Origin of the sequence: Micromonospora sp. NPDC049900 (genome assembly GCF_044461025.1) — a bacterium.
GTDB lineage: Bacteria > Actinomycetota > Actinomycetes > Mycobacteriales > Micromonosporaceae > Micromonospora.
Genome location: NZ_JBITKM010000010.1, coordinates 162,515 through 177,132, shown reverse-complemented (window position 1 = coordinate 177,132; position 14,618 = coordinate 162,515). Strand labels below are relative to the sequence as shown.

Annotated in this window: 11 protein-coding genes; 9 read left to right on the top strand and 2 right to left on the bottom strand. The window is 74.3% G+C overall.

Features of this window, described 5'->3' with window-relative positions; translation table 11 throughout:
* Window positions 1–13: 13 nt before the first annotated feature.
* Window positions 14–1,234, top strand: coding sequence for a hypothetical protein (locus ACIBMZ_RS21895; protein ID WP_396696547.1), 1,221 nt, complete (start codon window positions 14–16; stop codon window positions 1,232–1,234).
* 5 nt (window positions 1,235–1,239) lie between these two features.
* On the opposite strand, the gene ACIBMZ_RS21890 is transcribed toward ACIBMZ_RS21895, so the two are convergent.
* Both ACIBMZ_RS21890 and ACIBMZ_RS21885 read right to left on the bottom strand, forming a co-directional pair.
* Complete coding sequence (locus ACIBMZ_RS21890) at window positions 1,240–2,172, bottom strand: hypothetical protein (RefSeq protein ID WP_396696545.1); 933 nt, start codon at window positions 2,170–2,172, stop codon at window positions 1,240–1,242.
* Window positions 2,169–3,230 (bottom strand): SPFH domain-containing protein, encoded by a 1,062-nt coding sequence (locus tag ACIBMZ_RS21885; protein ID WP_396696543.1) that lies wholly within the window; start codon window positions 3,228–3,230, stop codon window positions 2,169–2,171. The genes ACIBMZ_RS21890 and ACIBMZ_RS21885 overlap by 4 nt, the downstream gene beginning before the upstream one ends.
* A 74-nt stretch (window positions 3,231–3,304) precedes the next feature.
* On the opposite strand from ACIBMZ_RS21885, the gene ACIBMZ_RS21880 reads away from it, so the two are divergent.
* The 8 genes from ACIBMZ_RS21880 to ACIBMZ_RS21845 all read left to right on the top strand — a co-directional run bounded on the left by ACIBMZ_RS21880 (window position 3,305) and on the right by ACIBMZ_RS21845 (window position 14,547).
* Window positions 3,305–4,009, top strand: a complete 705-nt coding sequence (locus tag ACIBMZ_RS21880) for an NUDIX domain-containing protein (protein WP_396696541.1) — start codon at window positions 3,305–3,307, stop codon at window positions 4,007–4,009.
* A gap of 88 nt (window positions 4,010–4,097) precedes the next feature.
* Window positions 4,098–4,841, top strand: coding sequence for a hypothetical protein (locus ACIBMZ_RS21875; RefSeq protein WP_396696539.1), 744 nt, complete (start codon window positions 4,098–4,100; stop codon window positions 4,839–4,841).
* 638 nt (window positions 4,842–5,479) lie between these two features.
* Window positions 5,480–6,655 (top strand): pyruvate dehydrogenase (acetyl-transferring) E1 component subunit alpha, encoded by a 1,176-nt coding sequence (pdhA, locus tag ACIBMZ_RS21870; RefSeq protein WP_396696537.1) that lies wholly within the window; start codon window positions 5,480–5,482, stop codon window positions 6,653–6,655.
* Window positions 6,655–7,644: an alpha-ketoacid dehydrogenase subunit beta gene (locus ACIBMZ_RS21865; protein WP_396696535.1), complete on the top strand. Its 990-nt coding sequence runs from the start codon at window positions 6,655–6,657 to the stop codon at window positions 7,642–7,644. Before pdhA ends, ACIBMZ_RS21865 begins: the two co-directional genes overlap by 1 nt.
* Before the next feature lie 5 nt (window positions 7,645–7,649).
* Window positions 7,650–9,107, top strand: coding sequence for a dihydrolipoamide acetyltransferase family protein (locus ACIBMZ_RS21860; RefSeq protein WP_396696654.1), 1,458 nt, complete (start codon window positions 7,650–7,652; stop codon window positions 9,105–9,107).
* A gap of 210 nt (window positions 9,108–9,317) precedes the next feature.
* Window positions 9,318–9,455 (top strand): hypothetical protein, encoded by a 138-nt coding sequence (locus ACIBMZ_RS21855; protein WP_162854370.1) that lies wholly within the window; start codon window positions 9,318–9,320, stop codon window positions 9,453–9,455.
* 341 nt (window positions 9,456–9,796) lie between these two features.
* The gene (locus ACIBMZ_RS21850; RefSeq protein WP_396696533.1) at window positions 9,797–12,418 is read left to right on the top strand and encodes a hypothetical protein; all 2,622 of its coding nucleotides are present in this window, start codon (window positions 9,797–9,799) and stop codon (window positions 12,416–12,418) included.
* Window positions 12,419–12,711: 293 nt separating this feature from the next.
* On the top strand, window positions 12,712–14,547 hold the full coding sequence (locus ACIBMZ_RS21845; protein WP_396696531.1) for an NHL domain-containing thioredoxin family protein: 1,836 nt from the start codon (window positions 12,712–12,714) through the stop codon (window positions 14,545–14,547).
* Window positions 14,548–14,618 lie beyond the last annotated feature (71 nt).

The following is a 14,618-nucleotide window of genomic DNA, read 5'->3' as shown; positions in this document are numbered from 1 at the left end:
GTAGTGTCGGGTCATGGCCACGCCACAGACTCCTTACGACGCGGTGCTGCACGCCGCGCGCGACGTGACCAAGCTCGATACCGCGCTGGACGCGGAGATGCTCGGCGCGGCACTGCTGGGCAGTGTCTACGAGGTGGCGGAGACCGACCGGGAGACGGCGATCCGCGAGTTCGTGGGCGGGTTCCTCGCCGCCACCTCGCGACGGCGGACCGCCGCGGCGACCACCGTCCGCGCGGTCTTCGCCGCCCTGGTCCCGGACGCCACCGGCGCCGACCGGGTACGCCCCGGTGCCACCGCACCGACCTGGTCCGGGCAGCTCGGCAAGGTGCACCTCACCGGCGCGTGGGCGTACGGCGACGTGTACGGCGACCAGACCTCCTATCTGGCCACCTTCGCCTACGACGACGCCACCGGCGGTCCGGAGCACGCACTGGTGGCCCTGGTCGACCACAACATCGGCATCACCAAGGACGTCTTCGTCGGCGGGCCCGCGGCACGGATCCTCGACCAGGTCCGGCAGCTCTGCGCCGACGACGAGCTGACCTGGTTCCGGGAGGAGGACCCGACCCGGATGCGCGACGAGGTGGGCCGGCACCTGGCGGTGACCGACCGCCTGGGGCAGTTGCCGGGCGCGGGCTCGCTGGCCACCGACCGGGCCCTGGTCGGGGCCAGGCTGGCGGTGCTACCGGCCACACCGTCGGCATCGGATCGGGCGGACGACAAACCGCTCACGGAGACCGAGCGGTCGGACCTGATCCGGCGTTTCCTGGCCTCGCCGGAGGCGGCACGGGCCGGGCTGGACGCCATCGACGGCGGGGATCTCGCCTCCCTGCACTTCTGCCTGGGCCTGCTGCTGGACCACGCGGCCACCTTCCCGGACACCGACCCGCTGCGCTGGAGCCCCACCGTGGCCGGGCTGTTCCTGCTCGACTGGGTGCACCGGCGGGCCGTACTCGACATGGACGACGCGGCGATGCTGCCGCGGGTGTTGCGTGCCTTCACCGCGTACGCGGCCCGCAAGCGGGGGCTCCCGGCGTCGGCGGTGACCGCGACGGACGACGCGATCGAGGAGATGGTGCCGGAGTTCGTCCGGCTCTACGCCACCGGTGAGCGGCGCAGCCCGGCGACCGCCGCCGTCGCCCAGTTGATGGCCGACGGCGTCGACCCGGACGACCCGGCCGCCCTGGACGCCTGGATCGAGGCCAACCGGCACCGCCTCGCCGACGACGGCTGACCGCGTCACGGCTCGACCAGGGTGAGTCGGCGGGGTGCGACGTCGACGGTGAGGCGCTGCCCCCAGTCGAGCGTGAGCCGGTCGGCCTCCAGCCCGTCGGCGAAGACCACCAGGCCGTCGGACTCGGCGGTCAACTCCAGCCGCTCGCCGTCGTCGAGGCGGCCGGCGGTGAGGCTCACCCCGGTCACCGGGGACGGCCACGCCTCCCGGACGAACCAGCACAGGGCCGCCTCCTCCGGGGCGGGCGGGCGTGGCGCCCCCGGACGGTCCCGCGCGATGGACGCACACCAGCCGGTCGCGCCCGTACCGCTGCCCACCACCACGCCGGAGGATGAGTGCCGTTCCCGGCGCTCCCGGCCGTCCACCGGCACCGAGAGCAGGTAACGGGCGGACTGGTGGGAGGCGTGGCCGACGTACACCTCGTTGAGGCCGAGAAGTTCCTGCCCGTCGTCGAGGGCGGCGCGGACCATCGCCCGGGAGCGGGTCGTCGCGCGCTGTGCCGCCACCGCCGGTAGCAGCGCGGCCAGTCCGTCGGCCCGGTGCCGGACCAGCACCCCGGCGTTGCGGCCCGGTTCCGGGTCGACGCCGATCACCGGCTGCCCGGTCAGGTACTTCGCCACGTTCGCGACCAGGCCGTCCGGCCCGACGGCGACCACGACGTCCTCCGGCGCGAACAGGAAGCGCGGCAGGTCGTCGCGGTCCACCGCACCGCGTCGCCAGTCCGCCGGCACGGCGGCGCCGACGGTGGTCAGCGCCGCCGCCAACGCCTCGTGCCGGTGGATCACCTCGGTCAGCGACCGTTCCCGGGCGGCCAGATACCACTCGGCGGCGGCCCGGGTGCCGTGCCGGGCCAGCAGTTCGTCCAGCTCGCTGCGCCGGCTGACCACCACCACCCGGGGCGCCAGGCCCGGTCCGGCCCACCCGTCGGGGCGGCTCATCGGCCCGGGGCCAGCCGACCGAGCAGGTCGGTCAGCATGTCCGGAGTGACGGTGAGCTGGCCGATCTGCGGCAACTGACCGGCGAGTTCCCGGACGGTCAGGGCCCGCAGCACGTCCGGCGGCAGCTCCGCGTACGCGGCCAGTCGGGCCGCCTCCGCCTCTGCCTCGGCGTGCCCGACGGCGCGCACGCCCTCGGCCTTGGCGGCGGCCAGCATCCGATCCTTCTCGGCCTCGGCGGCGGCGAGCACCCGGGCCCGGTCGGCGGCAGCGGCGTCGGCCACCTTGTCCCGGTCGGCCCGTCCCTGCGCGGCGGCCAGCTCGGCGGCGGCCTCCAGCTCGGCCCGGCGGTGGGTGTTCGCGCCGTGCTGCTCGACGAGCTGTTGCTCGCGCCGGGCCAGTTCGATCTTGTTCTGGAGTTCGTTCTCGGCGATCGCGCGTTCCTGCTCGACGGCCTGCGCCCGGCGGGCGTAGGTGGCCCGGTCGGCCTGGACCTGCACCGCCTCCCGGGTGGGGGTCTGCAGGGCGCGTTCCAGCTCCGGCTCGGGCCGGATCGCCACCACCCGGGCGCTGACCACGGCCACCCCGATGTCGGCCAGCCGTGCTTCGGTGGCCAGCGCGTCGGAGACCGCCTCGCGGACCGGTGCGACGGTGGTCAGCGCCTCGGCCAGCGGCACCCGGGCGAGCAGGTCGAGGGCGGGTTGCTGGGCCAGCTCGGCGAGCAGGGTGGCCACCTGGTCCAGCGGGCGGGCCCGCGCCCTGCCGGTGCGCGGGTCGACCGAGAAGTCGAGCCGACCGGCGGCCAGCGCCGGGTCGGCGACGCGGTAGGTGACGGTGGCCTGCACGGTGATGTCGGCGAAGTCGCCGGTGCGGGCGTGGAAGAGCAGCGGCAGCTCGCGGTCGTCCACCGGCACCTCGCTGAGCACTGCGCCCAGTGGGCGGTACCAGAACGGCTGGCCCACTCCCTCGCGCCGGATCCGCCCGCCCACGTGCAGGCGCACCCAACTGGTCGGGGTGCCGCGCAGGTGGCGCAGGAACAGTCGCCTCGTCACGTCGGCCATGACTCTCGCCTCCCTTTGTCGTCTACACGACGATAAAGGGTCTGCTACTTTGTCGTCAAGGTGGTGATAAAGAGATGGCCGAGTACCCGCCCTTCGCGGTGACCGTCGATCTGGTCGTGCTGACCGTGCGCGCGGAGCAGCTCTGCGTCCTGCTGGTCCGGCGCGGCATCGAGCCGTACCTGGACAGGTGGGCGCTGCCCGGCGGGTTCGTCGGGATCGACGAGGACCTGGCCGCCGCCGCCACGCGGGAACTGGCCGAGGAGACCGGCCTGGCCGAGCCGGCCGGACACCTGGAGCAACTCGGCACGTACGGCCGCCCCGGCCGGGACCCGCGCGGCCGGGTGGTCACCGTGGCCTGGCTGGCGCTCCTGCCCGACCAGGCCAACCCGGTGGCCGGTACGGACGCCGCCTCGGCCGACTGGCTCCCGCTGGCGCGACTGTCCCCCGGTCAGCTCGCCTTCGACCACGAACGGATCCTGGCCGACGGCCTGGAACGGGCCCGGGCCAAGCTGGAGTACACCCCGCTGGCCGCCGCGTTCTGCCCGCCCGAGTTCACCGTGGCCCAACTCCGGGCGGTCTACGAGACGGTCTGGGGGACCTCCCTCGACCCGCGCAACTTCCATCGCAAGGTGACCGGCACACCGGGCTTCCTGGACCCGGTCGGCCGCGCCACCGAGGGCGAACGGGGTCGACCGGCACAACTGTTCCGACGCGGCCCGGCCGCGCTGCTGCACCCACCGATGCTGCGACCCGAACCGGCGCGCCCGAGCGAGGGCTGAAGCCCCGGACCCGCAGCGCTCCGCCGGCTCGTGCGCGCGTGGCTCGGCCGGCCGCTCAGACGGCCCTCAGCGCTCGGACGCGGACCCGGTGGACTCCGGCGCACACCCCCGCGTCCGCAGCCGGAACCGGGCGCGCGACCGGGCGCTGCCGTTGCCGTCGGACGGCGGCGGCACCGGCCCGGGCAGGAGGCTGGACGGCGGGTCGGTCGGATCGGCCGGGTCACCCGAGGTGGTCGGGCCGCCCGACGGCGGGTCACCCGTCCCCGTCGGCCCGTCCGAGACGGTCGGATCGGTCGAGGCGGTCGGGCCGGTGGACTCCGACGGGTCCAGCGTGGCGCCCGGGTCGGTGGAGATGCTCGGGTCGACCGACGTGGTCGGGGAGGCGGGCGGGTCGGTCGGTGACGGCGAGGGCGAAGCGGTGGGCGGCGGCGGGCTCGGCGAAGGGGTGGGCCTCGGCGTACGGCTCGGTGCCGGAATGGGGGCCGGCGTGGTTGCGGGCGGTCGGGGCGCCGGAAGCGGGGCCGGTGGTTCCGGGCGGTGGTCCGGTGACGGCGCGAACGGCCACGCGGCCGGCATCGGACGCCGCTCCGACCCGGGATCGGTGGGCGGGGTGGCCGGACCGACCGACGGCAGGGCGGGTGCCACGGTGGCCGGGGTACCGCCGGGCGGCGGTGGCGGGATCACCACCGGGCCGACCGAGGGCGTCGGGATGAACGGCGGCGTGCTGCTGCCCGGGAGGGCGCTGCTGCCGACCGTCGCCGACCCGGTGCTGATCGCGGCCAGCACCGGCATCGAGGCCGTACCGGCGAGCAGCGCCACGGTCAGCAGATAGCCCCGGGAGGGCGCGGTGGTGCGTGCGGCACGGTGGGCCCCCACCACCCGGCGGTAGCCGCCGGGCACCCGGTGCCGGCCGAGGATCGGCCCCCCGGGACCCTCACCTGGTTCGGACACCACACACTCCTCGTCGTCGACCCTGACCGGAGCCGCCGACGCGGTCCCGACGGGACCGCCTGAGCTGGTTCGGGGCCCGCGCGATCAGCGTGGTTCAGTGACTCTGCGTCGGCCAACCCCACACCGCGTGTCGACACGCTTATCTGGCCGAATGGTGGCAAACCATCACCGGATCGGTCGCGCGTCGTTCGACCCGGCACTCCGGTATTTCAGGTAACGAAGTGGGCCCGTCCTGGGACGCGGGGCAGGTGGAGTGTGGGACGGCTCACCTCTGATGCGAATATGGAGCCACGACGGCAGCGCAGCCGCGACCTCCGCGCACCCACGCGGCAGGCGCGACTGGGCACCGGCGCTCCCGAACCGGGTTCAGCCAAGAATCCGGCTCTGGCCACGCGGCAACCCCCACCGGGGCTATGCGTGGCCGCCAGGAACCGATCCCGGCACCAGCCGGGGCGGGCGCACGAGTCGCGCGGCCGGGTGACCCCCCGGTGCCGACGCAGACACGACAGGGAGAGACGGATGGCAAAGGGCGACCCCGGGGCCGGCCCCCGCGGCCGGCGAGCCGCACCCCGATCCAGGAAAGCCGCGACCGGCGACCCGGAACTCGTACAACTGCTCACCCCCGAGGGTGCGCGCGTCGACAGCGTGACCGGCCCGGACGGCGTCGAGTACCGCGTCGACTTCACCGACGAGGAGTACCGCGGCCTCTATCGCGACCTCGTGCTGGTGCGGAAGCTGGACGCCGAGGCGACGGCCCTGCAACGGCAGGGCGAGCTGGGCATCTGGGCGAGCCTGCTCGGCCAGGAGGCTGCCCAGGTCGGTTCCGGCCGGGCACTGCGGACCCAGGACATGGCGTTCCCCACCTACCGCGAACACGGCGTGCTCTACTGCCGGGGCATCGACCCGATCATGCCGCTGAGCCTGTTCCGCGGGGTCGACCAGGGCGGTTGGGATCCGAACGAGTTCAAGTTCAACATGTACACGATCGTCATCGGGGCACAGACCCTGCACGCGACCGGGTACGCCATGGGCGTCGCGATGGACGGCAAGACCGGCACCGACGACGGCGAGGCCGTCATCGCGTACTTCGGTGACGGTGCCACCAGCCAGGGCGACGTCAACGAGTCGTTCGTCTGGGCCGGCGTGTTCAACGCCCCGCTGGTGTTCTTCTGCCAGAACAACCAGTACGCCATCTCCGAGCCGCTGGAGCGGCAGACCCGCATCCCCCTGTACCGACGCGCCGCCGGTTTCGGCTTCCCCGGCATCCGGGTCGACGGCAACGACGTGCTGGCCACCTACGCGGTGACCCGGCACGCGCTGGACAACGCCCGGCACGGGCAGGGCCCGAGCCTGATCGAGGCGTACACGTACCGGATGGGGGCGCACACCACCTCCGACGACCCGACCCGCTACCGGATCGCCAGCGAGGTCGAGGCCTGGCAGGCCAAGGACCCGATCGCCCGGGTGAAGGCGTTCCTGGAGCGCGAGAAGATCGCCGACGACGGCTTCTTCACCGAGGTCGACGAGCAGGCCCGGCGCGAGGCCGTGGACCTGCGGGAGCGGGTGCTGGCCATGCCGGACCCGGAGCCCACCACGCTCTTCGACCACGTCTACCCCAACGGGTCGCCGCTGCTGGACGCGCAGCGTACGGAGTTCAGCCGGTACCTGGAGTCGTTCGAGGGGAGCGCGCACTGATGGCCACGGAGACGCTCACCCTCGGCAAGGCTCTCAACACCGGTCTGCGCCGCGCCCTGGAGAACGATCCGAAGGTCGTCATCATGGGCGAGGACGTCGGCAAGCTCGGCGGTGTCTTCCGGATCACCGACGGGTTGCAGAAGGACTTCGGTGACCAGCGGGTCATCGACACCCCGCTCGCCGAGTCGGGCATCATCGGCACCGCCGTCGGGCTGGCCATCCGCGGCTACCGCCCGGTCTGCGAGATCCAGTTCGACGGCTTCGTCTACCCGGCGTACGACCAGATCGTGTCGCAGGTGGCGAAGATGCACTACCGCTCGCGCGGCAAGCTGAACATCCCGATGGTGATCCGGATCCCGTTCGGCGGCGGCATCGGCGCGGTGGAGCACCACTCGGAGTCCCCCGAGGCGTACTTCGCGCACACCGCCGGGCTCAAGGTCGTCTCCTGCGCCAGCCCGCAGGACGCGTACGTGATGATCCAGCAGGCGATCGCCTCGGACGATCCGATCGTGTTCCTGGAGCCGAAGCGGCGCTACTGGGAGAAGGGCCAGGTCGACCTGGACGCCCCGCTCTCCGAGGCGTACCCGCTGCACTCGGCTCGGGTGGTGCGGGGCGGCAGCGACGTCACCCTGCTCGCGTACGGCCCGATGGTGCGGACCTGCCTGGACGCGGCGACCGCCGCCGCCGAGGACGGCCGCGAGCTGGAGGTCATCGACCTGCGCACACTCTCCCCGCTGGACCTCGGCGTGGTCTACGAGTCGGTGCGGCGCACCGGTCGCGCGGTGGTGGTGCACGAGGCACCGTCCAACGTGGGCCTCGGCGCGGAGATCGCGGCCCGGATCACCGAGGAGTGCTTCTACTCACTGGAGTCCCCGGTGCTGCGGGTGACCGGCTTCGACACCCCCTACCCGGCAGCCCGGGTGGAGGAGGAGTACCTGCCCGACCTCGACCGGGTGCTCGACGCCGTCGACCGCTCCTTCGGCTGGTGAGCGGCATGTCCCGGATCAAGGAGTTCAACCTGCCCGACCTGGGCGAGGGCCTGACCGAGGGCGAGATCCTCGGCTGGCTGGTCAAGGTGGGCGACACCATCGAGCTGAACCAGCCGATCGTCGAGGTGGAGACCGCCAAGGCGGCGGTGGAGATCCCGGCGAAGTGGGCCGGTCAGGTACACGCGATCTTCCACCCGGAGGGCACCACGGTCGAGGTCGGTACGCCGATCATCGCGATCGACACCGACCCGGGCGCCGGACCGGTCGAGTCCTCGACGACCGGTGCGCCCGCCGGTGACCTGCCCACCCCCTCGGCGGCCTCGCTGGCCGCCGTCGAGGTGGCACCGGCCGAGGGCGCGGTGGAGCCGGGTCTGATCGGCGGCCCGGCACCGGGTGGCCGCACCGCCGTCCTGGTCGGATACGGCCCACGGACCACCACGGCCAAGCGCCGTCCCCGCAAGGGCGGCGTCCCGGCGCAGGCCACCGCCGCACCGGTCACACCTGCGCCTGCGTCGGTGACGCCCGTGGCGGCTCCGGTCGCGCCTGCGGTGAACGGCAACGGTCGGGCGCTGGCGGGCGCGGTGTTGGCCAAGCCGCCGGTGCGCAAGCTCGCCAAGGACCTCGGTGTCGACCTGGGCACGCTGACCGGGTCCGGGCCGTCGGGCTCGATCACCCGGGAGGACGTGCAGCGGGCCGCCGCACCGGCCGCCGCCGAGCCGCTCACGGTCACCGCCTCGCAGACGGCGGCAGCCAGCTTCGGCGCCGACCGCGAGCAGCGCATCCCGGTCAAGGGGGTACGCAAGCTCACCGCCGAGAACATGTCCCGCTCCGCCTTCACCGCCCCGCACGTCACGGAGTTCCTGACCGTGGACGTGACCCGGACGATGAAGGCGCTGGACCGGCTGCGCGGACGGCGGGAGTGGCGGGACGTACGCGTCTCGCCGTTGCTGCTGGTCGCCAAGGCGGTGCTGCTGGCGGTCCAGCGTCACCCGATGGTCAACTCGACGTGGGCCGGTGACGAGATCGTCGTCAAGGAGTACGTCAACCTCGGTATCGCGGCGGCCACCGAGCGGGGCCTGATCGTGCCGAACGTCAAGGACGCCGGTCGACTCACGCTGCGCGAGTTGGCCGACGCGTTGACCGACCTGGTGCAGACCGCCAAGGCCGGGAAGACCTCGCCGGCCGACATGTCCGGTGGCACCCTGACCATCACCAACGTCGGAGTGTTCGGGGTGGACACCGGTACGCCGATCCTGCCGCCGGGCGAGTCGGCGATCCTGGCCTTCGGCGCGGTCCGGCAGATGCCCTGGGTGCACAAGGGCAAGGTGAAGCCGCGCATGGTCACCACGCTCGGCCTCTCCTTCGATCACCGCATCATCGACGGTGAGCTGGGCTCGAAGTTCCTGCGCGACATCGGCGACTTCCTCGCCGATCCGGAGGCGGCGCTGCTCGCCTGGACCTGACGGTCCCACGACGGTCGGTGTGCACGGGTGGACGCCCGACACACCGGCCGTTGCCGTTGGATGACGAAACCTTCTTCACCGATGGCAGTAGACCTAAGATTCGTAGGCTGGTGGCTCAGCTCACCTAATAATCGCTGGATGTTCCGCCCTGCTTGCGGTTCAATAGAGACATCGAGGGGCCGACAACCGAATAGCAGGAGGAGAACCCCCATGAGCATGATCGAGCGAATCCGCAGCCGCCGCGACGCCAGCCGCCGCGCCCGCGCCATCGAACGGGCCCTGCGCTCCGCGAACTCGCCGGCGGTCCGTGACGAGATCCTCGTCATCGCCCAGCGTCACATGCACTGACGCAACACGACGTTAATCACCTCCTCCAGATCGACGACCCGCCCGGGTGCCCCGGGCGGGTCGTCGGCGTTCGACCGGCCATTGACACCGGGATACCGCCCCGCCGCACCGCCCGGTACGGTGGGGCACGGTCGTCGTCCACGGCCGAGAGAGGTCGAGGCGATAGAAGCACCTCGACACCGATCGACGACGGACGGTGACGACGAACGCTCCCCGCGAGCCCATCGGCGGCCACCGGGATACGGTGCGGGGAGCCGGCACGGCCGGTACGCCGGCACCGCCGGCTGCCCTGCCGAGACCATCGGCGACGGCGGCCGACATGTGATGGAGGAGGCGCACACATGACGTCCGAGGGCCCGCACCGCCCCGGCCAGGAGCCGGACGAGGTGCCGCCGGGCGGCGGACCGGTGCCATACGGCGACCGATCGGCTCAGCCGGACGGCGGGTACGGCGCAAGCGCCCCCGACCTCGGCTGGGCTCCCCCGCCGCCCGCGCGACCCGACGCACCCGCACCCTCCTGGGCGAACCAGCAGGGTGCCCAGTGGGGCAGCGCGCAGGCGACGCGACAGGCGGACGCCCCGCCCCCCGGCAACTGGGACCAGGCTCAGCAGCAGTGGCCGGGCCAGGCCGACCAGGCCCCACCGGCCTGGGCGACGCCACCGGCGCAGTCCACTCCGGAGCAGCCCGCCTGGGCCACCGGCGGCCAGCAGAACCCGGCGTGGGGTGCCCCCACATCGGACGCCCCGCAGCAGCCGGAGTGGACGCCGCACCAGCCCACGTCCGGCCAGCCCGACTGGGCCACCGCGCAACCGACCTCCGGCCAGCCGACCTCCGGCCCGGCCAACGGTTGGGGTGCCGGCCAGCAGCCGGAGTGGGCCACCGCGCCGCGAGGCGACGATCACACCCCCGGTTGGGCCGCCACGGCGTCCCCGCCCGAGCCGGCCCAGCCCGAGTGGGCCCCGACCGAGTCGCCGGCACGGGCCACCGCGCAGGTGCCGCCGCCCAACCCGGCACCGCACCAGCCCGGCACCGACGAGCCGGGCCGACCCGGCGCATGGCAGCCCGAGCAGCAGGAGCAGCCCGCCTGGGCCACCGGCCAGCAGCGCGAGCCCACCCCCGGCTGGCCCGGCGACCAGCAGCCCGAGAGCTGGCAGCAGAGCGGTGACCGCCCGCCGCAGCCCGACTGGGCCACCCCGCAGCCGGACCCGCCGGCCGACTGGGCGAACGCCCGTGCGGCAGCCGAGGAGCGGCCGCAGTGGGCGACGCCGCCCCAGGATCAGTCCGCCCCGGCGTGGGCCCCGTCCGAGCCCGCCACCGGGGCGGCCCGGCCCACCGACGCCGCTCCGCCCCCGACCTGGGCACCCGGCGGAGAGCCGCTGCCCTCGCGTACCGCCGCCGACCGGCCCGGACTGACCAACGTGGAGCCGTGGGCGCCCGGCGAGGCGTGGGGCAACAGCGGCGCGGCGGAGACCGGCTCCGGCCAGGCCGACGTCGACCCCTCGGCGGGTCGGGCCGGAGACGCCCCGATCTACCAGCCCGCGCCCGCCCCCGGCATCCTGCCGAGCAACAAGGTGCCGTTGCCGCCACAGGAGCAGCGGGTACCCGGGGCCAGCCTGGCCTCCGCACCGCCTGCCGACTACGGCCAGCCGGCGGCGTACGGCTCCGACCAGGCCGGGCCCGGCGACCAGCCGGGCGGCGGCGTCGCCTGGGGCCAGCCCGAGCAACGGCACGACGACCCGCAGGCGTCGGCCCCGGTCATCCCCGCGCCACGCACCAGCCCCGAGGCCGGTCGGGCCGTCCCGCCGACGGCCGCCGCCGGTGGGGTCTCCGCGAGCGCGTCGGTGCCACTGGCCAGCCGGGTGACGCCGCCCGCCGACCACCCGGCACACCCCGCCGGGCCGCCCGCCGCGCAGTCGCGGGTGTACGGTCGCCCCACCCGCTCGGAGTCCGGAGAATCCGGCCCGGAGCGGGACGAGCCGCCGGTACCCCGATTCGACCAGAGCCCGGAACCGCACTTCACCGACCGCGAGCCGCCGCACGGTGGGCCGGGCACCTACTCCGGGTCGGCGGCTCCCGGCTCCCCGGTGGCGGCTCCGGCCTTCCCGGCCGGGATGCCCTCCTTCGCCGACTCGCCGCCGACCAACCGCCCGGTCAACGGCACCAAGCCGCACCCGGAGCCGGAGCGCCCCGCCGACCCGTTCGGCGGCCAGCCCGGCGGCGACCGATTCGGCGGTCCGCCCGGCGGCGACCCGTTCGGCGCTCCGGGCACCGCCCCGTCCTTCGGCGGCGCACCCGGTGACCGCTTCGGCGGTGCGGGCAACGACCCCTTCGGCGGGCCGCCCGGCGGCGACCGCTTCGGGGCTCCGGGCGGTGAGCCGTTCGGTGGTTCGTCCGGCGGCGACCGCTTCGGCGCTGCGGGTGGTGAGCCGTTCGGTGGTCCGTCCGAACGTCCGGGCGGCACCTACGGTGCCAAGCGTCCCGAGCCGGGCGCCGACCACACCGCCGCGTTCCCGCCGCCGGGGCAGTCGCCGCCGCCGTGGGGCGCGAACGCGGGCGTCGGTTCTGGGCCGTCCGACCCGGAACAGGGTCGCTTCGACTCCTTCAAGCCGGTCGCCGAACCGGCTCCGGAGGCCCCGGCGCCGAAGGTCCGCAACGGTCGGGTCCTCGCCGCAGTGTTGGTCGCCGCAGTGCTCATCCTGGCCATCCCGCTCGGCCTGCTGCTGCTTCTCGGCAAGATCGGCGGATCGAACGAGGCAGGCACCTTCGACCCAGCGGTCGGGTCCTGCGTCAAGCGGTCCGGCAACAGCGCGGTGTCCGCCAACTGTGACGAGACCGACGCCTTCACCGTGGTGTCCAAGGTCGAGACCCGGGATAGCTGCCCCGACCCGGCGATGCCGCTGGTGGAGCTCCGGGGCGTCTCGTCGAACCCGTTCCTCTGCCTGAAGCCGGCGACCGAGAGCTGACGCGTCACATCGGGGGGGGGGGGGGGGGGGCCGGGCCCCCCCCCCCCGGGGGGGGGCGCCGCCCCCCCCCCCCCCGCGCGGCCCCCCCCCCCCCCCCCCGGGCGAGGCCGCGGGGGGCGCGCGGGGGGGAGGGCCCACCCCGGTCCCAGCGCCTCACGCCGCCCCCCCCCCCCCCCCGGGGCGCGGGGGGGGGGGGCCCGGGCCCCCCCCCCCCCCCCCCGATGTTCGTGCACGCAGGCGCGGACACCGAGGTCCGGCCGGTCCGTGCCCGCCGGTAGGGCACGATGGGACGCATGAGTGCACGCGTACGGGCACCCGAGCTCCGGGGCCGGGCCTGGTTGAACACCGGCGGCAAGGACCTGCGTTTAACGGATCTGCGGGGTCGCGTAGCGGTCCTGGACTTCTGGACCTTCTGCTGCATCAACTGCCTGCACGTACTCGACGAACTGCGCCCGCTCGAAGAGAAGTACGCCGACGTCCTCGTCGTGATCGGTGTGCACTCACCCAAGTTCGAGCACGAGAAGGACCCGGAAGCCCTGGCCGCCGCCGTCGAGCGGTACGGCGTGCACCACCCGGTGCTCGACGACCCCGAGCTGGACATGTGGCAGCAGTACGCGGCCCGTGCCTGGCCGACCCTCGCCGTGGTCGACCCGGAGGGGTACGTGGTGGCCACGATGGCCGGTGAGGGTCACGCCGAGGGGCTGGCCCGGCTGATCGACGAGTTGGTCGCCACCCACGAGGCGAAGGGCACCCTGCGGCGGGGCGACGGCCCGTACGTGCCACCGGCCGAGCCACGGACGACGCTGCGCTTCCCCGGCAAGGCGGTGGCCCTGCCCGGCGGCGGCCTGCTGGTGTCGGACTCGGCCCGGCACCGGGTGGTCGAGCTGGCCGACGACGGCGAGACCGTGGTCCGCTCCGTCGGCACCGGCAGCCGGGGTCGGGTCGACGGACCGGCCGGGGCCGCCACCTTCTCCGAGCCGCAGGGCCTGTGCCTGCTGCCCGAGCACGTCGCCGAGGTCGCCGGTTACGACCTGGTGGTCGCCGACACCGTCAACCACCTGCTCCGCGGCGTACGACTGGCCACCGGCGAGGTGGTCACCGTGGCCGGCACCGGCCGTCAGTGGCGCTCCACGGTCGACGGCCACGCGCACGACGCGCTCTCGATCGACCTCTCCTCGCCCTGGGACCTCGCCTGGTACGACGACCGGATCGTCATCGCCATGGCCGGCATCCACCAGCTCTGGTGGTTCGACCCGATCAAGCGCACCGCCGGGATGTACGCCGGCACCACCGTGGAGGCGCTGCGGGACGGGCCGTTGGCCGAGGCGTGGCTGGCCCAGCCGTCCGGGCTCTCGGTCTCCGCCGACGGCACCCGCCTCTGGGTGGCCGACAGCGAGACCAGCGCCGTCCGGTACGTCGAGAACGGCGTCCTGGGCACCGCCGTGGGTCAGGGGTTGTTCGACTTCGGCCACGTGGACGGGCCGGCGGCGCAGGCGCTGCTCCAGCACCCGCTCGGCGTCTGCGCGCTGCCCGACGGGTCGGTGCTGGTCGCCGACACCTACAACGGCGCGGTGCGCCGCTACGACCCGGCGACCGACCGGGTCTCCACGGTGGCCGCCGACCTCGGCGAGCCGAGCGACCTGGTGCTCATGCCCGACGGGGCGGTGCTGGTGGTGGAGTCGTCCGCGCACCGGATCACCCGGTTGGCCCCGGGTGCGCTCTCGGCGGCCGGGGCGGACACCGTCGACGGCCCCCGGCACCGCACCGAGCGCAAGCCGACCGGCCTGGCCGCCGGGGAGGTGGTGCTGGACGTCGTCTTCACTCCGGCGCCGGGGCAGAAGTTGGACGAGACGTACGGCCCGTCGACCCGGCTGGTGGTCTCCGCCTCGCCGCCGGAGCTGCTGCTGGAGGGGGCGGGTACCGGCACCGACCTGTCCCGCCGCCTGGTGCTCGACGGTGCGGTGGCCAACGGCGTGCTCCAGGTGACCGCGCAGGCGGCGACCTGCGACGCGGACGTGGAGCACGCGGCGTGCCACCTGACCCGGCAGGACTGGGGCGTGCCGGTACGCGTGGTCCCCGATGGTGGGAGCCGTCTCCCGCTGGTACTGCGCGGCATGGACGCCGGCTGACCGTTGAGGTGAAAGGAAGGGTCCCCTGCTAACGCCTGCGGTATAGCAGGGGACCCCTCCTCACCTCGGTC

Coding starts and splice junctions, on each gene's coding strand:
- ACIBMZ_RS21845 (WP_396696531.1), top strand. CDS start 12,712: ATGAGTGCACGCGTACGGGCACCCGAGCTCCGGGGCCGGGCCTGGTTG.
- ACIBMZ_RS21860 (WP_396696654.1), top strand. CDS start 7,650: ATGTCCCGGATCAAGGAGTTCAACCTGCCCGACCTGGGCGAGGGCCTG.
- ACIBMZ_RS21890 (WP_396696545.1), bottom strand. CDS start 2,172: ATGAGCCGCCCCGACGGGTGGGCCGGACCGGGCCTGGCGCCCCGGGTG.
- ACIBMZ_RS21885 (WP_396696543.1), bottom strand. CDS start 3,230: ATGGCCGACGTGACGAGGCGACTGTTCCTGCGCCACCTGCGCGGCACC.
- ACIBMZ_RS21880 (WP_396696541.1), top strand. CDS start 3,305: ATGGCCGAGTACCCGCCCTTCGCGGTGACCGTCGATCTGGTCGTGCTG.
- pdhA (WP_396696537.1), top strand. CDS start 5,480: ATGGCAAAGGGCGACCCCGGGGCCGGCCCCCGCGGCCGGCGAGCCGCA.
- ACIBMZ_RS21855 (WP_162854370.1), top strand. CDS start 9,318: ATGAGCATGATCGAGCGAATCCGCAGCCGCCGCGACGCCAGCCGCCGC.
- ACIBMZ_RS21895 (WP_396696547.1), top strand. CDS start 14: ATGGCCACGCCACAGACTCCTTACGACGCGGTGCTGCACGCCGCGCGC.
- ACIBMZ_RS21865 (WP_396696535.1), top strand. CDS start 6,655: ATGGCCACGGAGACGCTCACCCTCGGCAAGGCTCTCAACACCGGTCTG.
- ACIBMZ_RS21850 (WP_396696533.1), top strand. CDS start 9,797: ATGACGTCCGAGGGCCCGCACCGCCCCGGCCAGGAGCCGGACGAGGTG.